The organism is Anaerosolibacter carboniphilus (assembly GCF_014205875.1).
Classification (GTDB): domain Bacteria; phylum Bacillota; class Clostridia; order Peptostreptococcales; family Thermotaleaceae; genus Anaerosolibacter; species Anaerosolibacter carboniphilus.
In genome coordinates this window covers 59,103-80,217 of record NZ_JACHEN010000021.1, presented here as the reverse complement: position 1 = coordinate 80,217, position 21,115 = coordinate 59,103, and the positions used below count along the sequence as shown (strand labels likewise).

The window sequence follows — 21,115 nt, the reverse complement described above, 5'->3', positions numbered from 1 at the left end:
CTGAGTTCCAAATCTTTTTTTATGGTTTTATGCGTTTGCTGAAGCTTCTCCGCCTAACATTACAGCTAGGTCTGCCTTTGCATCACCGCTGATTAATTGAAGATTGAAGTTATCTTGTAATACCTTTAATACACCAGGTGTAATAAATTTTGGTGCGCTTGGTCCAACATATATGTTCTTTACACCTAAGCTGAATAGACCAAGTAGGATAGCAACGGCTTTTTGCTCGAACCATGATAATACGATGGATAATGGCAGATCGTTTACGCCGCATCCAAATGCATCAGCCAATGCCAAGGCGATTTTTACAGCAGAACCGGAGTTGTTGCACTGACCTAAGTCAATGTATCTTGGGATCTCTGTTCCTGGAACAGTTCCCATTTCTAAATCATTAAATCTGAACTTACCGCAAGAAGTTGTTAACAATACTGCTTCTGGTGGCAATGCTTGCACGAATTCTCTATAATAGTCTCTTCCTTTTGTTGGGGCATCACAGCCTGCAACCACGAAGAAACGCTTAATCTTTCCTGCTTTTACTGCATCAATGATTTCAGGTGCAATACTTAATACTGTATTGTGATGGAAACCTGTTGTCAACGTCTTGTCTGATTGAACGTTTGCTGGTTTTAGGGAAAGAGCTTTGTTGATTAGTGCTGAGAAATCATCATTAACGATTTTTTGTACACCTTCTAATCCAGCCGTACCATAAGTCCACATTTTATCAGAGTAGTTTCCTTTGATAGGCATTAAGCAGTTTGTTGTACCAAGGATAGCCCCAGGGAACTCTTCAAATAATTTTCTTTGATCAAACCATGCTTTACCTACGTTACCCTTTAAGTGAGCGTATTTCTTTAACTCTGGATAGCCATGGGCTGGAAGCATTTCGGAGTGAGTATAGATGTTGATGTTTTTACCTTCAGTTTGCTTTAATAATTCTTCTAAAGCATATAAATTGTGTCCTGTTACGAGGATACAATGTCCTTCAATTTTATCTTGAGAAACCTTTACTGGTTGTGGAATACCTAATTTAGATGTATGAGCACGGTCTAATAGATCCATTACCTTTACAGTCGCTTGACCAACCTTCATGGCCATACCGATGTGTTCATTTAAGTTAAAGTTAGAGTTTGTTAAAGTTGTATATAATGCTTCATGCATGATTGCATCTACTTCTGGATCTACAGCACCTAATTCTCTGGCATGGGTTGCATAGGCAGCTACACCCTTAAGACCTAAGATCATTGTATCTTGTAAGCTGGAGATATCAGGATTCTTTCCACATACCCCAAATTTTGTACACCCTGTTTCTGGTGTCTGCTCACATTGGTAACAGAACATTGGATTTGGTTCACTTTTTTCAACTTTCTCAGCTTTTTTGAAAAACATTTGTAATCCTCCTTATTAAATATATTTTCATATGAGTAGGGAAGCTCCCTAGCAATTCATAAGTATAGTATTATAATAACGAATTCTACGGGAGCAATCTGTGACATGTGTCACAGGATTATGTGATGATTGTCAAGAAAATGACCAGGACATGGATGCAATGCCTTGATAAAAGCTGCAAAGAACAAGGTGAAAATGAATTTGATGTGGATATCCATAAATTATTTAGGAAGATAGTCCCAGATGAATGAAAACATGGAGATATCAATGGAAACAGAGAAACAAAAAAGGGAAATGTCGAATTGTGACAAAATATATCGACGAAAATATAAAGGATTTTCTTAGTTTATGTCAAAAAAAATAAAACCGTGGAAAACAATGTAAAATAAAATCGATAAAGGCAAACTTGTCGAAAGGCAAGGACGCAAAGCTACGGGTCTAAAGCATTTGCCATGATCGCCGAGCTGCCGGTGAATGAGCCTAGGATATCTCTATGCCCTTTTTCGGCATGGAGTTTTTTTATTTTGCTGCAATTGTTTTTCTTTATAAATGCCCATCGTGCAAATCCATCCTATCTTTTCAACAGGAAATGGACTCATTTCCCCCAAAAATCTATTCATGTGTACATGAAAAATGAATCAGAAAGGAGTAATACAATGTTAAGAAAAAGAAGCGCATTGGTTCTAATCTTGGCTTGGATTCTTATGCTCACCAGCATAAATATTGCTTGGGGTGCCAGTGAAGGAATCCAACCGCAAGGGACCATACAAGTAGATGGAAATCATGTGGTATGGATGTCCTATGATAGTGGTAACTGGGACGTTTACCATTTAAATCTGACAGGAGGCAGTGTTGAACAAATTACCACAGATTTCAATACCCAGGGGTATTCTGATGTCTGGGAGAACTACATCGTATGGCAGGATAATCGAGATCATCTGATTGATGGAACAGGATATTTTGATATTTATCTCTATGATATGACTACAGGCATAGAAAAAAAGATATCCAATGTGGAAGGAAACCATCAGACCCCTGTCATTGCAAAAAATAAGGTAGTATGGGTAGACCACCAAGGTGGAAGAAAGGATGTCATGCTTTATGATTTAAAGAATGATATTTTAAAGAGGGTATCCTCTGATGGGGCGCAGGCTTTTGGGGTTGCATTTGATGGAGATATCATTGCATGGATGGATTCTCGGAGAGGAGACTTTGATATCTACATGTATTCTCTGGCAGTAGGAAAGGAAGAACGAATCACCTATGGTCTAGGGGATGAGTTGGATCCATTGGTGAATAGTGGGAAAATCATTTGGATGGAAGCCTATGATGGGTACAGCCACGGGCATATGTATGATACCCAAAGGGCTCGTGAGAGAAAACTAACTGTAGGACCAGAAAATCACCGACCCATTGCTTTTTCTGGAGATGCACTATTAATTATTGAAAATGATAAATTAATCCTCAATGATGTAAACAGCATTACGGATCAGGCGATCAAATCCCCTTTTAGTACCCTACCGAAGCAAGCTTTCTTAATAGGAGATAGGGTGGTTTGGTACGATGGTAAAAACATCATTGAAGAATCGATACAGACAGCGTTGGATCGAGCACAAAAAACAACCAATACGCCACTGCCTAAACCGCGTTCTTCAGACTCTAGAGAATATACGGTGAAGGTGCAAGAAAACAAAATACTTGTAAAAGCAAATGAAGACACGGTTGTATCCTCCAAGGATGGAAGGATGACATTAAAAGTGACGAAAGGAAGTTTTGAAAAGGATGTCTATATGATCCTTAATCAGCAAACTCCTTCCGCAAAAGATTCATATATCGCCCTTACCCCAGTCTATACTTGGGAGATCGAAGGAAACCTAAAGCCGATTTATCCTATGGAGCTGACCTTAAGCTATGACAAGATCAATCTACAGGGGATGGATAAGAAAGTATGTATCTACAATGTAGATGCAGATGGTACATTAAGACCTACGAATGCAGCACGAGATAATACCACGAAACAATTGGTTACACAAGTAGTGGATAATGGGAATGCTGCCCTTATGATGTACAACAAACAGTTTAAGGACATGAACAGCCATTGGGCCCGTGAGATCGTAGATGTAATCGCGGCCAGATATATCATCAGCGGATATGAGGATGAAACCTTTAGACCTGATAAACCAATGACCAGGGCAGAGTTCGTAACCGTCATCATGAAGAGCATGGGAGATAGGGAAATAAACCAAAACCTTTCAGAAGAAAAAATATTTACAGATGTAGAAGAAAACTTCTGGGCGAAGGAGTTTGTCTATGCTGCCCATCAGAAGGGCTGGGTATCCGGTTATGATGGTAAATTCAATCCAAATCAACCAATCACCCGGGAACAGATGGTTACCATCTTGATGAAGGTTCTAGCAGATACAAACAGGGAATTAAACATTGTAAACGACATAGAACTAAGCAGTTTTAAAGACCATCAGAAGATTAGCCAGTGGGCGATAGGTTCTATGGAAAAGGCTGTAAAATATGGCATCATCAAAGGCTATAACAATGAGCTGACACCAGAGAAAAATGCTACGAGAGCTGAAGCGGCAGCTATGCTGTATCAATTTTTAGAAAAACTAAATCAATTATAGATATTTTGTAAGACTTAAGAGAAAGTGAGGCGAAGTGAATGAATAAGAACTGGCAGAAGTATGTTTCTTTTCTATTGGTATTTGCCATCATGTTTACCATAGTTTTACCGATAGAGACTTTTGCTGATGAAAATCAAACGCAGACGAAGTTCACCAAAGCACAGCCTGCTGTTATCAATCCTTATAAGGGAGAGGCAACAAAAATACTGTGGAATTTTCAGTACCAGCAAACGGCATCTGTGAAGATTTATAGAAGCGATGATACAGATAAGAAGGATCCTATTAAGACGATACATGAGGCAAAAGTTTATCCAGGTGAATTTGTAACGAATATGGAGACCTGGGATGGAACGGATGATGCAGGAAATGTCGTTCCAAACGGTACATATTTGGTGTATATTCTCCCTCAAGGAGAATGGAATATGTATCCTTCTGAAACAAAGGTGATGATTTTAGATAAACCTTCAAAAGATATCGCCTTAGCACCTAGCGTAGAAGGAGAACCCTTCCTGCTTTATGGTTCAGCTGAAGAGAATGAGACCGGCGAGGAAGAGTATACGGACAGCGTAGAAGTATTCATGGATGGAGCCAGCATTGGAAATGCAAATGTCGTTGGAGGAATGTGGTCTATGGATATCACATTGCCAGCATATAAAAAGGTCAAAATAACAGCAGTAAAGACCAATAAGGTTCCAGAAACAATAACAGATGAAAATGGCAGCCATATCGAATGGGAATCAGAAGAGATCGACTTAGGGCCAATCAGTGTGCTAAAGCACATTGTAAGACCCCAAGATAGCCTTGCGCTTATGGCAGGATACTATTATGGAAATAGTGACAAACATATAGATATTATGAAAGATAATGAGCTTATTGCGCCATATATTGTATACCTTGACAATGAACTTCTTGTCTTTGATCCTGTAATTGATGGGGAACCACCAAAGTCAAAATCTGATGAGTATAAAGACGTAGAATTTCTGTGTGGGACCGTAAATCTTATCACTGGAGAGACAACACCCGATCCAGTCAATATTGCAACAGGTAATTTCATCTACAGTCATGAGGATATTAGAATAGATGGAGGCTTCCCTGTTTCCTTTAGCCGATTCTATAATTCAAGAGATCTATATAATGGTGATTTGGGAATGAATTGGCACCATAACTTTGAATATAGACTCCAGGTGATGAAGGACGAATCCATTGAAATCATAGCTTATGATGGGAAAAGAGAAATATATAAACTATTAAATAGTAGAACCTATGAACCACCCGTTGGAATCCATAATGAACTTGCTAAAAACAGTGATCGAACATATACATTGACCATGGAAAACAAATGGAAGTATCACTTCAATGAAAGAGGGCAGCTAACTTCTATTGTTGATAACAATGGCAATAAAACCTCGCTGACCTATAAGAATATGCGTATCCGAGAGATTAGAAATGATAGCGGCTATTTAGTCCTTCAGTATTATAGAGATGGACGTATCGAGATGATATCCGATCAAACGGGACGGTATGTGTCATATACTTATGATGGAGACGAACTAGCTTCCTATAGAGACCCTGAAGGAAATGTTATCGAATATAGATATGGTAATAAGCATCAACTAACGCAAGTGATAAGTCCTTTAAAAGATGGCAGCGTACGTAATATTTACGATGATAAAGGAAGAGTAATCGAACAGACCTTCCCTGATAATAACAAAATGTATTTTGACTATGACGACGTGAATAGAACGACTACGGTGACGGAACGGGATGGCAGTAAAGTCGTCTATAAGTTTGATGAAAGATATCGAATAACTGAAAAGATTTTTTCTGATGGTATGGAGAAAAAAACCTTTAATGACAAGGATGAGATGACCTCCTATACTGATAAAAAGGGTAATACTTATACTTACGAATACGATGATCAGGGCAATGTCACTCTAGTAAAAGATCCATTAGGCTATATTACAAGATATACCTACGATCATAACAACAAAGTAACTTCTATCACACAGCCAGATGGTAAGGTACATAGCTTCACCTATGACAATAATGGAAATCTATTAACAAGTACGGACCCAATGAATAGAACGATAGAGTATAGAGACTATCAAAAGGGACTTCCAAGGAAAATGGTGCAGCCTGACGGCAGTCAAGTGGAAATGCGTTATGACAGTAAGGGAAATATTTATGAAATGGTAGATCCCCTTGGACATGTGACGAAATTTGAATATGATGAATTAAACCGTGTAAAAGCAATTATTGAACCTGAAGGAAATCGAACAAGTCTTGAATATACAAAGACAGGAGAAATCAAAAAAGTAACGGATGCTGAGAACAACAGCGCATCTTATCTCTATACAGCCAATGGAAAATTGAAAGAAGTAAAGGATCAAAATGGAAATATCACAAAATACGAATATGATCAAGCTGACCAGCTTATCAAGGTAACGGATCCACTAAATAGCATTACAGAATATCAATATGATAAGCGAGGAAATGTAGAGAAGATCATAGATGCCAATGGTGGTATAACCATCTATGGTTATGATGATCAAGACAGATTGATTTCTGCTAAGGATCCTGAGAATTATGTTTATGAGTATCAATACGACCCAAATGGAAACATGATCAAAACCATTGATCCGAAGAAGAATGAAATAAACTTTGAATATGACGCTTTAAATCGCTTGGAAAAAGCGAAGGATGCAAACCAAGCAGAAACCAAGTATGAATATGATTCTGTAGGAAGAATCAAAAAACTTACCAATGCTTTAAACAATACCATTGAATATGACTATTACGATGATGGTAAGGTAAAGACCGTAAAGGACGAGATGAATAACATCACCTCTTTTACATATAACAAGCTAGGGCTAGTAGAAACTGTAACTGACGCCAAGGGAGCTATCATGAAATATGAATACAATTCTCTAGGAAAGATGACAAAAATGATAGATCCAGAAGGGGCAGTAACAGAGTGGAAGTATGATAGAAATGGTAATGTAAAGACAACTATTGATGCATTAGGAAATGAAACACACTATGCCTATGACCGCTTAAATCGTGTAAAAACCATTATCGACGCCCTCGGTCATAGGAAATCCTTTGAATATACAAAAATGGGCCAAGTATCAGCTACAATCGATGAAAACGGAAATAGAACGGAATACAAATATGATGCCCAAGGAAATCTTATAGAAGTCATTGATGCTAAGGGCCACAGTACAAAGTATGTATACGATAAATTAGGAAACCTCACAGAAATACATCAACGTAGAAGCCTAGATAGACAAGACATAGCAGATTTTACACAGATGACGTTCCTTTCTGTGCCTGAAAACCAAACAGTAGCAGATGGTGTTTATACAGATACTGGAAGTGAGCAAGAACAGACAGTAGTGGAAAGTGTATATGGATCAGATGATATACCGCTGCTTACCCAGCTTGAAAACGGTGAAGCTACGGTGGCAGGAGCAGTATATACTCAAATGCTATCACCTTTTACAGATCTACAATCTACCTTCTTTAGCTATGATAAAAGAGGACTTATGACAAAGGCTAGAGATGCTGCAGGGAAGGTGACCATATATGAATATGATGCCAATGGAAACCTGATTTCTCAAAAAGACAGGGATGGCTATACCACAACCTATGACTATGATCCAAATAATTTACTAAAGAAAATTAACTACAACAATGAAAAACAAGTGGAATTTAAGTACAACCCACTGGGACAAATGACAGAGATGAAGGATTGGCTAGGGACAACCAAGCTGGACCTAGACCCATTGGGAAGAATCCTAAAAGTAACGGATTTTGACAATCGCATCACAGAATACAGCTGGAGTCCTACGGGAGAGAAAAAGTCCATCACCTATGCCGATGGCAGCCAAGTATCTTACGGATATGACCTGGCGGAAAGATTAACCTCCGTAAAAGATCATTTCGGCAAATTAACCAGGTATCAATACGATCCGTTGGGGAATGTGGTAGAAAAAATACTTCCTAATGGCTCAAAAACCCAATATGAGTATGATGCCGTATCACAGATTACAGAATTACAAGAACTGAGTCCAACAGGAAAGATTACTGATCGATATAAATACTACTATGATCCCGCAGGAAACAAAATCAAGATATCTAAAGAAAGAAATGATCTAGATATCGAAGTAGTGGCTGGTGAAGAGTGGGAAGAGACAACCTATAAATATGACCCGCTCAACCAACTGACAGAAGTCATGGAAAATAACCAGGAAAACAGAAAATACTTCTATGATACGTTAGGTAACAGAGTAAGAATGGAAGAATGGATAGGAAATGAAGTCAAGGAGGCTATCAGCTACCAATACGATGAACTGAATAGACTCATCGCTACCTATGACGATATCATCACAGACCAAGAAGAAGATGGAGAAAAAATCTACGAATACGACAACCGTGGCAACTTGATTAAACTAAGAACAGAAGGTAGAATATTTAATAAGTATGACTATGATGCAACAAACAAACTGGTCAAAGTGACCAACAAGCATAACGATATCACCAAATATACCTACGATGGATTTGGCAACAGAATAAAAACCATTACCCAGTTAGACCATTCTGGTGGAGACAATCGACCACTGCCGCCGGGTCAAGGTGGGGACAACCCTGGAAACCATTATGGAAACGATGGAGACAATCCAGGAAACCATTATGGAAATGACAATAACCATGGAAACCCAAAGCCAGGTTGGGGACACCAAAACAAACGAGACTACATGGAACAAAACTTTGTGGTAGACATCACATCCCCATACAACAACGTACTGATGATCTACGGAGACCACTATCAGATCCAGCGCTATACCTATGGATTAGATAGACTCAGTATGGATATGTGGATGATAGAGGATCATGACAATGGCTGGATACCAAGGGGATTGGAAACAAATCTTTCGGGAACACCAGAAAGAGTATATTACCTACAGGATGAACTGGGAAGTACCACAAAACTCATCGGAGAAGATGGAAAAACATCCGCTCATTACAACTACGATGAATTTGGTAGACCTCTATCCTTTAGAAAGTTCGACCAAAATTGGTCAGGCCCAGACAATACCTTCGGCTATACAGGCTACCAGTATGATGCAGCAGCAGAAATGTGGTATGCTCAAGCAAGATACTATGAACCAAAAATAGGACGGTTTATATCAGAAGACCCATGGAGTGGTACACAAGTTCAACCGAATACAATGAATCCTTATCCATATGTGTTAAATAATCCTCTGAAGTATGTGGATCCATTGGGATTGGCTCCAAAAAAATGGAATGGTTGTGAAGAGATAATCGTAGCATCTGGACAAGAAGGTGATGTGGGTAGATTTAAATATAACTTCATTGAGACAGCCATAAAGCAGATAAATGACTATAAGAGATTGAATCCAAAACAGCTTATAACATGGATGATTGATAAGGGAAGTTATTCAGCAACAGACATAAAGAACTTTGAAAATACTGCTAATAGCCTTAATGTATCAATTGTTTTCGTAAACAGTAAGCAGGAATTTGTGAACTATATTAATACTGGTAGTGTCAAAGGTAATGCTAGTAGGTCAATGACTATTTCAAACTTTACGTTATTTGGGCATGGGCATCCTGGTGAACTGAATTTTGGCTCAAACTATGATATAAAAATATCAGATTTATCCTCAATAAATAATAGTGCGTTTAATAAAACAAATTCAACCTTCTATTCTTGTAATGCTGGAACTGGAGGCGATAGTAGCTTTGCACAAGCTTGGGCAAATTTGACTGGAGGAAATGTCAAAGCAATGGTGCTTAAAACAGATTATGATTTCATTGCATATACTAAAGAGCAACATGAGATTATAAAAAATAGGTCATTTATACAGAGAGGTCGGTATAAAGTATTTGGAGAGCCTGACCCAGACATAGCTAAAATAAAGGAAGACAGAAAAGCAACTGGATATAGACAAGAGGGTTCACTCCGTTTTCCTGTTGAAGGTAAAGAAGCATATTGGAAGTATTTTATAGCTAAATAAATATGAGAGGTGGAGAAACGTGAGGAGGAGGAAGGTTGTTATGATCATTCTAGTTATTATAGCTTTTATGATCCTGCTTGACTTTATACCTGTAAAGACAGCGGTTAACATAGAAAAAGGTGATTTGAAGAAATTATTGGACATTAAAGGATCAAAGGAACTATATATTTGTAGATATACACAGGTAACAGGATCGATTTGGTTGGCTATTGGAGATGAAAATGGAGTAAGGGATTTAATTCCTAAAACAGCCATTTATCTATCAGAGCCACTTCGTGGTAAAGATCCTCTTAAAAGTTTAAATAGAAGTTTCATACCCTATTACACAGGAAACGAATATGTATTTATTGGAAATACGGAGCAAACAGAAAAGACTGGAGATCTGATTGTAGATGGGGTTCAAGAATTAATGCTAGATTTTAAAGTAGATGAATGGAGGATAGTTTATCCAATTAGACGAGATTCTTTAAGAGATATGTATGCACCTAAGTCCTACCTAACTATCTATGACTTCATAAAGTTACCGTGGTAGGAGAGTAAGAGCGTAATAAAATAAGACTCTTGCAATCAACTCTAATATCAAACCGTACCACCCTCCATATTAGAGGTATGCAGGAGAAACGACACTAAGATATTTTGATATGCTGTATCTCTAGACAGAATTGTTACTATGAGAATCTAATACAGAGCCTTATGTATAGGGGAATATACTCTATATATAAGGCTTTTTTCTTTAGTTTGATTCCCTACCAGCCCCCACCCCCCGCCATAAAAGCCATAGGCAAAAGGATAGAAGAAGGATTTGATGGTAGGCGTGTTGAAACAGATATTGATATAAAAAAACTTGAAGTAAAGGCGGAGCCTGCAGGAGTTTTTGTAATGTAGATTTGAGATAGAACGGTCATCTTTACAACCTAGGGGACGAGTGAAGGTAAAGTAGAAAATCCGATTAAACGATATGTACAAATGCTGTAGATAAATATAACAAATTTGCTAGTGCAGATGGTAGTATTTTCCTTGAAATACCTTCGGTATCTGCAGCGGGCGGTGGCGTAGATTTTATCGGATCTACAGGTTCTGCCCAGTTGGTTTTTGATACACAAGGTAACGTAGGGATAGCAGTTACTGGAGGTTTCAAAGGAAAAAGCGATATTGAAGGAGGACTATCAGTAAATGCTACTGTTTCATATAATATGGAAAGTGTAGATGATATGAATGGAACATCTGCCTTTTTGGAGGGGGGGCAGACTTTGGGGAAGGGCTTGCGATATCGGCTGATTACTCACATTCTGTTGGACACACTGATGATAATAGGACAGTAACGGCTAGCACTATAAGTGTTGGTGGAAACGTGTCTTTTGTCCCTGCAGAAATAAATACAGGAGTTACTACAACAAAAGTATTTAAAATTAATATTTTTGATGCAGTATATAATGCTTATAAAGCTCTAAAGTAAATTGCTTATAGATTGGATGAGGGGGGGATTAGTTTGAAGAGGAGTAATTTCACGATTATACATATCGTATATTCTTCATTGTTACTATGCATTTTACTTATTAGTGATAATGGAAGTACGAATATTATTAAGAATATAGGATTAGTCGGCGGATTGTTTTTGTTAAGTATGATACTAAAAAACACATTACCTACAATGATACTATACTATATTAAATTTGATAAAAGAGCTAATATACTTTTAATGCGACAGGGGGACGGTTCTTCTCTGTCGCATTTTTCTTTCTATAGGAATGGTATGGTATAATAAGGGAAAAAAGAAATCAAAGAATTAACGAAAAGCTTGGTGCAAGAAATATTGTACATATCATATATCAGGAATCAGTAAGGATATAATTTTTAGGGTTTAGTTGAAATCAATAAGAATAAAATGCGACAATCGAAAACCGTCCCCTTGTTGCGCCCTTGTTGCAAATATGAAAATGTGGAGGAGTAGTTACTTATGAAAATGTACAAATGTCCACATTGCGGTAAAGATTCTATAAGTATTATTAAAAAAGCTATGCTCGATGTTAGGTACAAATCAAAATGCAGTAATTGTGGAGAAAAATATGGTCCTCCCAGTTATACATCTTTAATAGACATATTGTATGCCATTACTTACTATTTTGTACTAACAGCAAGCTTTGAAATATTGATAAAAACAATGATAGTTATTTTAATTTTGTTAATGCATTTCACAATTAATATACTCTTTATACCAGTTATGAAGAAGTAGGCAATCATATTTACTGGAAAAATTTTTAAGAAAGATAAATACGGGAAGTGGAGATAAATGAGGGGGAGAAAAGTAGTTATAATTATTTTAAGCATTATTACCTTTATTATTTTACTTGACTTTATACCTGTTAAGATGGCGATTAATACAAAAAAAGATGAATTGAAAAAAATGTTGAAAGGTAGAGAAACAAAGCAGCTATATATTTGTAGATATACTCAGGTAACTGGCTCTATTTGGTTGGCCATTGGTGACGAAAATGGAGTAAGAGATTTAATAACAGGTGGCTCTATTTATTTGGCAGAGCCGCTTAGTGGAAAAGATCCTCTAAAAAGCCTAAATAAAAGTTTTGTACCATATTACACACGAAATAAGTATGTTTTTATTGGGGAAGAAGGAAATGTACTAAATGAAGCTGGAGATTTGATGATAGATTTTAAAGTAGATGAGTGGAGAATAGTATCACCAATCAGACGAGACTCATTTAGAGATATATATGCCCCAAAGTCTTATCTAACAATATATGATTTTATCAAATTTAAGTGATTTTGATTTAGCACACACAAGAGTGGTTATCTAAATGATAACCGTCAGGCTGTAGAAAAAGTCAAAGGAATTCCTTAAATCAAAAAGGAGTTCCTTTTTTTATGCCGAAATATATATTGAGGTGATAAGTATGCTAACAAAACGAAATCACGAAACTGATCAAAAGAGAAATGAAGTTGCTTTTATGTATGTATGTAGCCGCATATATTAAATATTTCCAAGATACATGGCAGGATGAATTGCCATCAATCGCAAATCGGCCAGATATTTTAGGAACACTATATAACATAGGTCATGAAATAACGAAACCTAACTCAAATCCTAAACCTAATTCATTTGGAGAACACGTGAAAAATAACTATGATACTATGGGAGATTTGCTTGGACTAGACTAATTATGTATTTCCATTAAAGGTCTATTAGTATTAGACGTTTTACTAGAAAAATGGAAGAGGTAATATAAATATGAAAAAATTTAGAGAAACGCTTATTGTGATAGCTATTTGTACTTTAATTTTCCTGATCGTTCCCTATATAAGAGTTGAAATTCTGACTTGGCAACATGGATCAGAATTCGCAACCCTTTACAGATTGACTAATATGATTGACGGAATAGACTACTTCAAAGTCATGGACTATTCGGATACATCTGCTCGCGTTTATTATGTGGGAAATAATCGAGTTACTGGTAGTTTGCTTAGATTTATTCGAAAAGATGGGCAGTGGGTGCTAGAAAGGTGGGACACAGTATGGTCCAGAACAGGAAGTGCAGATGATTTCATATGGCCCTATTACAGATAATAAATGCGACAGGATGCCGTAGGCAATAGATAAGAATGCGACAAAGGAACGGTTCTACCTTGTCGCATTTTTCTTTTTATAGAGGAATCATGGTATAATAAGGGAAAAAGAGAAATAAAAGATCAACGAAAAGCTCACTAAAAGCAATATTATACATATCAGGAATCAGTAAGGATATATTTTTTAGAGATTAATCAGAATCAATAAGAATAAAATGCGACAATCGAGAACCGTCCCCCTGCCGCATTATGACATGTGTTGCAGGGTTATATGATAATTAACGAAAAATAGGAAAAGAATAACTCAGAAGACAATTCAGAAACTTAATCCTAAAGTCCTACAAATGAATATAGTGATTCTCTGGTACAATAGTTAAGCAGATACAATATCTTCCATGTATCTTGATTAGGAGTTATTGAACTTTTATACTGGAGAGGAGGCTGGTAAGGTCTTAGGGACACTTACCGAACGAAAGATGAAGCATGAGAGTAGATCCAGGTTAGGAAGGCGTTTATTTTGTATATGGATGATGGTATTTATAGGATTTATCGGCAATGTACATTATGTGAAGGCAGATAGTCTAAATTCAATAACATTACAGCTTGATAGTCCCTATATCACTGTGAATGGTGTTCAAAAAGAGATCGTGCCTGGTAAGCAAGTAAAACCCGTTGTTTATTATGGAAGAACACTAATTCCAATTAAACCAGTAATAGAGGGTTTAGGTGGAACTGTATCTTGGGATGGGAAAGAGCAGAGAATTACAATCACCCATAAAGAGAATACGGTGATCCTTTGGATAGGAAAGAAAGAAGCCCAGATAAATAAGTACAAAAAAGAATTGGAGATTGAACCGCGTATTATTGATGGCTATACAATGGTACCTTTTAGGTTTGTGGCAGAAAACCTGCGATGTTCTGTGGGGTGGAACGAAAAAGCAAAAACCATTATTATTAGAGAATTGCCTCCAAGACAAGATGCTAATGCTATATCTCTTGAAAAAGAGAAGATTGCTACGATAGAAAAACTGTTTGAAGAAGCGGAAAAGTTAAAAGGGCAAGCTGAACAGGAAAAATATAAGGAAATTATTCAAATCAGTGATGAAGTACTTAAAACAAATATAAAAGATACCTTCCTATGGCAAATACAATATTATAAAGGTAGAGCCCTTAGTGAGCTAGGGATGAATGCGGAAGCTATGCAATCTATGAAAAGTGCCCTCGAGATACGGCAAGCTCAAGTAGACTCAGAAAGCAAACTGTATGATGAAAAATTAGCTGGGCTATATTATTACTATGGTAGGTTATTGATGATAGAAGGAAAGAAATCAGATGCCTTAGAAAATATACGACTGGCATTTAAATCTCAAGGTGGAAGGTCTTATGTAAATAAGTTCAGAACAGATCCTGTTTTCACAGCCATCAAAAATACAGATGATTACTACAACCTCACAGGGGTTAGATTGGTAATTGATGATAACCAATCAATGACGAAGGTTACACTGAAGGATGGAACTGCTCTAGCTTCCTATATGGAAGTAGGAGAATCGTTAGGCGCCTTTGTAAAATTTGATGAATTCACGCAAACTATTACCATGACAAAACTAGGGAAAAAAATTGAATTGAGAGTAGATAGCAAAACAGCTAAAGTAGATGGAGAAGAGGTACGTTTGAAAGCTGCACCCATATTGATTGAAAAATATTACAATGACCCTGTTCTAAAAGCTGATGCCATTCTTATACCCATTGAATTTATAGCAGAGACCCTAGGGCAACAGGTAACATGGAGAGAAGTGGAAGCTTATAAGGATGAAATCTGGCCAGCAATACAAATAAGTGAGCCAAAAAGTAAATACAAATATACTGAAGCCCAGAGAAAATGGGTAGTAGCACCAAGTGCCAATCAATACTATGTTAATTATAGTATTTATGATGCTACAGGGGAGCATGTTCGTTTTAGACCTCATGTAATTACTCTGAGACATGCGTTGGAAGGATTCGGTATTTATAGTCGAGATGACTATTTTGAAGCTTTAGATAGCTTTAAGAATCAAGGAGATGATCAAGCATATCGAGCGCTAGAAAAAGAATTAAGGGGAAAGGACGTACAACAACTAAAAAAGGTTTTTGAGAAGAAAGATCCAGAGGTATTGCGGGTATTAACATTCTATGAAAAAAATAGAGAGGCGTTAAAGGATAAAGGCTTGATTGCATGGGATTATTGGCGCATTATCATTATTACACGTTGGAGCTATATAGCGGGATATCTGACCCTTGAAGAGAATTATGATATTTGTATGGACGCGGCCAAGGTACTGCAAAAAACATATTCTTCCTGGGAAGAGCTAGCAGAGCATGAATTACTTGGATTTGAATTTTGGTCTGGACAAGATAGGGAGGACGAGAAAAGTGAAGCGTATCTAATAGATCGATTGAATCAAACGATTCTACGCAATGAGAAAAGTCTTTGGAGAACCGTACCTTGGAACTTAGATCTTGGAAAATAGAAATAAGATAACGAATCAGCTCTTGGATGGCCCAAGAGCTGATTTTGTTAAGAGAAAAGCAAATTTTTTTCACGTATCACTTCTGCAAATGAAACAAGGGGACGTGAGGCCGTAGGCAATGGATAAAAGTATCTAATGCATTAGAAGTTTCGCGGCAGTGACCGTTGAGGAAAGCATGAAAATAGAATCATTACCGACATGGGGACGGTTCTTCTCTGTCGCATTTTTCTTTCTATAGGAATGGTATAATAAGGGAAAATCTATTATCACTAGGATATCTAATTTGAGCAAGGAAACTCGATATTCAGGAATAATTTGCGACGTTTGAGAACCGTCCCCATGTCGCATACACAAATTGGTGGTGGACCTACAGTAGTAACAGTTGGTGATGTTTTTATAGGCTTTGGAGTTACTAGTCTGCGTGATCCTAACAACTATGAAAGAAGTTACGTTGGAACTGCTAGAGACTAGAGAATTTCAGACAAAATTGTGAGTAGTTTTTATGAGGGGGGAGAGATATGAATACCCAATATAGATCATATTTTTTAGTGTATATCATTGTGTTATTAATAGTCTTATCAATACTAGCTATGCCAATACTAGATACTGGAGCTAAAGCAAGAGTTGTTATAGGATATATATTATGGTATATAGTTATATTTTGTATTCAACTTTACAGGGTAGATAGATTTATCCGTAAGTTTTATCCAAATATTTGGGACACTAAGAAAAAATCGATAGTTCACTTTAGTAGTTGGAAATCTACTTTTAGTTCGGAAGACATTTGTGATGATCCACTTTTAGAAATAGTAAAAAGAGACTATAGATATATGAGATGGTTCCATTATTTGCATGTTTTTGGTTTGATGTTAGCGATAATGCTTTTCTAAATTATGTTTATAAGATACATACGGTCAAATATTTTCTCTTTTTAAAGGATTGATACAGCATTTAACATGCATTGATTTTTTGTAATGAATGAGTGTGGCGGAAGATTACTTCGATGAAGTAATTAAAGAAGCTTTAATTCTACAAAGATATCATGCGCTGAAAGCTAATGAAGATTCGCACCACACCTATGGTATGATACACCAAGGGAGAATCAGTCTAAGGAATATAAGCTAAACTGAATATCTAAGTAGTATGATACATCTATTAGACCTTAATGGAGGGTAATATATATATTCTCTTCATTAAGGTTTTTCTTTTAGTGGCTATTTTAAAAATAATCGCACTACCCTCCAATATCAACGGTATGTAGGAGAAAAACACTAAGATATTTTGATACTCTGTAGCTCTAGAATGACATTGTTATTATGAGAATTTAGCACAGAGCCTTATGTACAGGGTAATATACTCTCTATATATAAGGCTTTTTTCTTTAGTCTGATTCTTTCTTTACCCCCCGCCATTTTTGGGCGGGAGGGGGGCGAGATGTCGCATCATGGTGCACTTCAACCGTCCCTCTGTCGCGCTTTATGGAAAGACAGTCTTTTGTGTCTTTTATGGAAAGAATTTATTGGAATGTGACTATAGCACTATATTAACAATTGTTTCTATATTGTAAAATAAAGCATACTACGACTTTTAGGAGGTATGACATTTGAAAAAAATAGCTATCTTATTAACTATCCTTAGTTTAGTCTTGATAATAGGACTAACTCCCATCTATGCAGAAGAACCAATTAAGGTTTCTGTAGACGGGACCATATTGACTTTCGATGTGAATCCTACTGTGGTTGAAAATAGGACACTGGTTCCCCTAAGGGCAATTTTTGAATCTCTAGGTGCAGAAATACAATGGGATAATGCTACAAAAACTGTAACGGGCATCAAAGGGAACAATAAAATCATTCTTCAAATTGGCGATAACTATGCCATGGTAAACGGTGAAAAGAAAGAACTAGAGGTTGCAGGGAAAATTATCGATAACAGAACAATGGTTCCTGCAAGATTCATTGCGGAGAGTTTAGGTGCATCTGTATCTTGGGATGCAGGCAAGAAAATGGTAGTGATAGCAAGTAACAAGGCTGATGAGAATAGTAACACTGTTACTACTGGTGAAATAGACCCTACAGAATCCATTTTAATAGATTTTGCTGAGTATATCTTTCAAATGGAGGAATTAGGATTAGGAGATCTTGAAAATCAAGCTACAGATGCTTATTCTGGTGTAACGAGTGATAGTACCGCAACTGATCAAGATTTTTATGATATATTAACAGCAGAGGTTATTCCAACGTATAAAGAATTCCTTGCTGGATTAGAGAAACTATCTCCAAAAACAAAAGAAATAGATCAACTAAATAAAATATATATTGAAGCCGCTAAAACTAATTTAGAATCCTTTAATCTAATGATTCAAGCCCTTGAGAATAACGATGAGAAATTAATAGAAAAAGCTAATGAAAAAATGGATTCAGCCGCAAAGCTGATTGAGCAATGGGAAGCTGCAACCAATAACTATATAAATGCCATAGAGAATTCGAATTAGTATTATCCAAAAGAAATGACCCCACTTCTTCGGAATATCGTCTATAACCTACCATGTCAATGTAGGCTTATAGACGATATTCTTTTATATAACATAACGCATGTCATCATTTGCTACATGGGGACGGTTCTTCTCTGTCGCATTTTCTTTTTATAGAAACGATAGAAGCGATATGGCATAATAAAGGAAAAGAGAAATTAAAGAATCAACGAAAAACTCGGTACAAAAATTATTATACATATTAGGAATCAGCAAGGATATAATTTTTAAGGCTTAATCAGAATCAATAAAAAATAGAGTGCGACAATTGAGAGTCGTCCCCTGTTGCATGCCCATAGAGGAGGGAGTCTAAGTTGAAGAAAAGCATATTGATATCATTATTGATACTCTTTGGTATTGTAATGGTATCATGCAATAATAAGAACTTCGAGGTTAATGATAAAACAAGCATCTTAATAAAAGAAAATCAAAAGATTATACAGGAGTCTTCGCTTGAAGAAAGTGTTAGAAATGGAGACAGTAGCAATAAGAATGATTTTGATACTTCAAATAGGATAGGTTACGAAATCATTAAAGCAAGTTATATTGATAAGAATATTAAAATAAACTACCCTCAAATAGTTCATTTAGGTGATGAAAGTAAGCAAAAAAAGATAAACGAGATCATAAAAGATGATGCTTATGGATATTTGAAAAATTATTCTGAGGAAGGAAATAATGATTTTGATTTGGATTTAGACTATCATATTACATGGAAAAGCAGCAATTTACTTAGTATCCAATATTCTGGGTATAGTTATGATAAAGGAGCGGCTCATCCTAACTACGAGTTCTATACGACGAATATTGGCATAAATAAGGAAAAAACACTTAGACTAACTGACCTCGTAAATATTAATGAGCACTTTGTGACCCAATTCAAGGGTGGAAAGCTGAAATCGTCCATTACTGAACAAAAATATATACTTGATGAATATTCAAATCAAGAGTGGATAAGCAGAATTAACAATATAGACTCAAACGATTCAGAAATGTATTGGTATTTAACAGAAGATTCACTGGGTATCAGTGTGCAAATCTCACATTCAGCAGGTGACCATGCAGAATTTGAAATCAAATATCAGGATATACAAGAAAACATAAAACATGAAAATGAAATATGGAAAGACTTTGCAGAATTATTTTCTGAAAGAACTATTTAAAAAATAAAGCCATGTGAGGATGATTCGTGCTTACCTGATTGACAGTAGCATAAATATGGAATAAGCTGGGGTTAGGGGTGGTTACAGTGAAAAAAGAGGAGATTTTGTCAAAATTAGTGGAAAACAGGATTCAAAATATAAATCTAATTAATTTTATAGAAGATTATCCGATCCACAGCATAGAAAAAGCAGATAATTCATTTTTAGTTAGGGGAAGAAGTGACCAAGATTGGGTATATTTTAGCAGCAACTCTCCAACGGAATTTGAAGCACTGGTAGAAAAGGTGGATGAGGAAGATGAATATTTTGCGATTATCGAGGATTGGATGCTGCCCTATTTGCTAAAGGATAAGAAAGTGATCTGGGAGCTTGTGTGCATGAAGCTTTATTTTCCAGAAGACAAACCGGTTGGGCCGCCAAAGAGCGAAATTGTTGATTTAACCCATGATTATGTACAGTACATATTCGATCATTCAAAGTATAAAGATTTTACCTCTGTAGAATACATTACGGAACGTATTGAAAAAGGAATTGGGTTGGGGATACTTCGTGATGAAAAGTTAGTCGCGTGGCTGATAACCCACGATGACGGCGCAATGGGCTTTCTACATGTGCTAGATGAATATAGGGGAAGAGGTTATGCCCTCGATCTCACGGTGGAAATGGTTGATCGCTTGCGCAAGCAGGAGAAAATACCTTTTGTGCATATTGAGGAAAACAACGTACAGTCAATGGGATTGGCATTAAAAATGGGGTTTAAAGAAGATCGTCGCATTCGTTGGTTGAAAAGAGGAGAGTAGGATCAACAGGGTAAGGGTAATAAACGAATATACACGCTTGCATGCTAAATAAAAAATGAGCCATTGAATTCCATTTCAGTGGCTCATTTTTATGATGAATAGAATCGGAAGTAACTATAACAACCGGTTAAACAACTTGGGGGTTGATCATTCACTTACTTTTCTACCTTCTTTCCTGCATACTTCAAAGAAAAAGTTTAAATCTTTGTTACCTTCGTAAAACGAGAGGATGGGGTTCATTCATGAAACAAGCGATTCATATTATTGGTTGCCAGGGAGTTACCGGATTCTACTCGAAAGAAGGATTGTCCTTCTTATTGTATATATACCGAGAATGGAAGTGTTTAAACACATAAAAAATATGTTAAAAACTTAATTTTTAGAATTGTCACATTTCAGCACTGTTTTACATTTCTTATATGCTAAAATAAATTTGCACGATAGGTGCAATCAAAACTAGGGGGTATTTA

The 21,115-nt window shown here is 36.6% G+C and carries 17 protein-coding genes and 1 riboswitch; of the genes, 16 read left to right on the top strand and 1 reads right to left on the bottom strand.

Features of this window, described 5'->3' with window-relative positions:
* Positions 1 to 27: 27 nt before the first annotated feature.
* Complete coding sequence (gene hcp, locus HNQ80_RS16355; protein WP_330602910.1) at positions 28 to 1,386, bottom strand: hydroxylamine reductase; 1,359 nt, start codon at positions 1,384 to 1,386, stop codon at positions 28 to 30.
* A gap of 389 nt (positions 1,387 to 1,775) precedes the next feature.
* A riboswitch (cyclic di-GMP riboswitch) is annotated at positions 1,776 to 1,858 on the top strand.
* A 184-nt stretch (positions 1,859 to 2,042) separates the two neighbouring features.
* On the opposite strand from hcp, the gene HNQ80_RS16350 reads away from it, so the two are divergent.
* The 16 genes from HNQ80_RS16350 to HNQ80_RS26505 all read left to right on the top strand — a co-directional run bounded on the left by HNQ80_RS16350 (position 2,043) and on the right by HNQ80_RS26505 (position 20,645).
* Positions 2,043 to 4,022, top strand: a complete 1,980-nt coding sequence (locus tag HNQ80_RS16350; RefSeq protein WP_184311736.1) for an S-layer homology domain-containing protein — start codon at positions 2,043 to 2,045, stop codon at positions 4,020 to 4,022.
* A gap of 38 nt (positions 4,023 to 4,060) precedes the next feature.
* A complete protein-coding gene (locus tag HNQ80_RS16345) occupies positions 4,061 to 10,063 on the top strand; it encodes a DUF6531 domain-containing protein (protein WP_184311735.1) in 6,003 nt (2,000 codons plus the stop codon).
* A 40-nt stretch (positions 10,064 to 10,103) separates the two neighbouring features.
* A complete protein-coding gene (locus tag HNQ80_RS16340) occupies positions 10,104 to 10,595 on the top strand; it encodes a hypothetical protein (protein WP_184311734.1) in 492 nt (163 codons plus the stop codon).
* Between the two features lie 161 nt (positions 10,596 to 10,756).
* On the top strand, positions 10,757 to 10,948 hold the full coding sequence (locus HNQ80_RS25660; protein WP_207727052.1) for a hypothetical protein: 192 nt from the start codon (positions 10,757 to 10,759) through the stop codon (positions 10,946 to 10,948).
* Positions 10,949 to 11,148: 200 nt separating this feature from the next.
* Positions 11,149 to 11,385 (top strand): hypothetical protein, encoded by a 237-nt coding sequence (locus HNQ80_RS16335; RefSeq protein WP_184311733.1) that lies wholly within the window; start codon positions 11,149 to 11,151, stop codon positions 11,383 to 11,385.
* A gap of 635 nt (positions 11,386 to 12,020) precedes the next feature.
* The gene (locus HNQ80_RS16330; protein ID WP_184311732.1) at positions 12,021 to 12,296 is read left to right on the top strand and encodes a hypothetical protein; all 276 of its coding nucleotides are present in this window, start codon (positions 12,021 to 12,023) and stop codon (positions 12,294 to 12,296) included.
* Positions 12,297 to 12,353: 57 nt separating this feature from the next.
* The gene (locus HNQ80_RS16325; protein WP_184311731.1) at positions 12,354 to 12,842 is read left to right on the top strand and encodes a hypothetical protein; all 489 of its coding nucleotides are present in this window, start codon (positions 12,354 to 12,356) and stop codon (positions 12,840 to 12,842) included.
* A 188-nt stretch (positions 12,843 to 13,030) separates the two neighbouring features.
* Positions 13,031 to 13,237 (top strand): hypothetical protein, encoded by a 207-nt coding sequence (locus tag HNQ80_RS25655; RefSeq protein ID WP_207727051.1) that lies wholly within the window; start codon positions 13,031 to 13,033, stop codon positions 13,235 to 13,237.
* Between the two features lie 70 nt (positions 13,238 to 13,307).
* On the top strand, positions 13,308 to 13,643 hold the full coding sequence (locus tag HNQ80_RS16320) for a hypothetical protein (protein ID WP_184311730.1): 336 nt from the start codon (positions 13,308 to 13,310) through the stop codon (positions 13,641 to 13,643).
* A 526-nt stretch (positions 13,644 to 14,169) separates the two neighbouring features.
* The gene (locus HNQ80_RS16315; RefSeq protein ID WP_207727050.1) at positions 14,170 to 16,149 is read left to right on the top strand and encodes a stalk domain-containing protein; all 1,980 of its coding nucleotides are present in this window, start codon (positions 14,170 to 14,172) and stop codon (positions 16,147 to 16,149) included.
* 339 nt (positions 16,150 to 16,488) lie between these two features.
* Positions 16,489 to 16,620, top strand: a complete 132-nt coding sequence (locus tag HNQ80_RS26300) for a hypothetical protein (RefSeq protein ID WP_279289005.1) — start codon at positions 16,489 to 16,491, stop codon at positions 16,618 to 16,620.
* Positions 16,621 to 16,667: 47 nt separating this feature from the next.
* Positions 16,668 to 17,039 (top strand): hypothetical protein, encoded by a 372-nt coding sequence (locus HNQ80_RS16310; protein ID WP_184311728.1) that lies wholly within the window; start codon positions 16,668 to 16,670, stop codon positions 17,037 to 17,039.
* Positions 17,040 to 17,127: 88 nt separating this feature from the next.
* Positions 17,128 to 17,274 carry a hypothetical protein gene (locus tag HNQ80_RS25650; RefSeq protein ID WP_207727049.1) on the top strand — a complete coding sequence of 49 codons (147 nt, stop codon included), beginning with the start codon at positions 17,128 to 17,130 and terminating at the stop codon, positions 17,272 to 17,274.
* Positions 17,275 to 17,752: 478 nt separating this feature from the next.
* A complete protein-coding gene (locus tag HNQ80_RS16305; protein ID WP_243183332.1) occupies positions 17,753 to 18,643 on the top strand; it encodes a copper amine oxidase N-terminal domain-containing protein in 891 nt (296 codons plus the stop codon).
* A 353-nt stretch (positions 18,644 to 18,996) separates the two neighbouring features.
* Positions 18,997 to 19,845 (top strand): DUF4163 domain-containing protein, encoded by an 849-nt coding sequence (locus HNQ80_RS16300; RefSeq protein WP_184311727.1) that lies wholly within the window; start codon positions 18,997 to 18,999, stop codon positions 19,843 to 19,845.
* An 86-nt stretch (positions 19,846 to 19,931) separates the two neighbouring features.
* Entirely contained in the window at positions 19,932 to 20,645 is a 714-nt protein-coding gene (locus HNQ80_RS26505; protein ID WP_184311726.1) for a GNAT family N-acetyltransferase, read from the top strand.
* Positions 20,646 to 21,115 lie beyond the last annotated feature (470 nt).

What these genes read in the sequence shown, in the direction of transcription:
- HNQ80_RS16320 (WP_184311730.1), top strand. Translation starts at nt 13,308, where the DNA reads ATGAAAAAATTTAGAGAAACGCTTATTGTGATAGCTATTTGTACTTTA.
- HNQ80_RS16345 (WP_184311735.1), top strand. Translation starts at nt 4,061, where the DNA reads ATGAATAAGAACTGGCAGAAGTATGTTTCTTTTCTATTGGTATTTGCC.
- HNQ80_RS26300 (WP_279289005.1), top strand. Translation starts at nt 16,489, where the DNA reads ATGTCGCATACACAAATTGGTGGTGGACCTACAGTAGTAACAGTTGGT.
- hcp (WP_330602910.1), bottom strand. Translation starts at nt 1,386, where the DNA reads ATGTTTTTCAAAAAAGCTGAGAAAGTTGAAAAAAGTGAACCAAATCCA.
- HNQ80_RS16350 (WP_184311736.1), top strand. Translation starts at nt 2,043, where the DNA reads ATGTTAAGAAAAAGAAGCGCATTGGTTCTAATCTTGGCTTGGATTCTT.
- HNQ80_RS16310 (WP_184311728.1), top strand. Translation starts at nt 16,668, where the DNA reads ATGAATACCCAATATAGATCATATTTTTTAGTGTATATCATTGTGTTA.
- HNQ80_RS25650 (WP_207727049.1), top strand. Translation starts at nt 17,128, where the DNA reads ATGAGTGTGGCGGAAGATTACTTCGATGAAGTAATTAAAGAAGCTTTA.
- HNQ80_RS16315 (WP_207727050.1), top strand. Translation starts at nt 14,170, where the DNA reads ATGATGGTATTTATAGGATTTATCGGCAATGTACATTATGTGAAGGCA.
- HNQ80_RS16330 (WP_184311732.1), top strand. Translation starts at nt 12,021, where the DNA reads ATGAAAATGTACAAATGTCCACATTGCGGTAAAGATTCTATAAGTATT.
- HNQ80_RS25655 (WP_207727051.1), top strand. Translation starts at nt 13,031, where the DNA reads ATGTATGTAGCCGCATATATTAAATATTTCCAAGATACATGGCAGGAT.
- HNQ80_RS16340 (WP_184311734.1), top strand. Translation starts at nt 10,104, where the DNA reads ATGATCATTCTAGTTATTATAGCTTTTATGATCCTGCTTGACTTTATA.
- HNQ80_RS25660 (WP_207727052.1), top strand. Translation starts at nt 10,757, where the DNA reads ATGTATAGGGGAATATACTCTATATATAAGGCTTTTTTCTTTAGTTTG.
- HNQ80_RS16325 (WP_184311731.1), top strand. Translation starts at nt 12,354, where the DNA reads ATGAGGGGGAGAAAAGTAGTTATAATTATTTTAAGCATTATTACCTTT.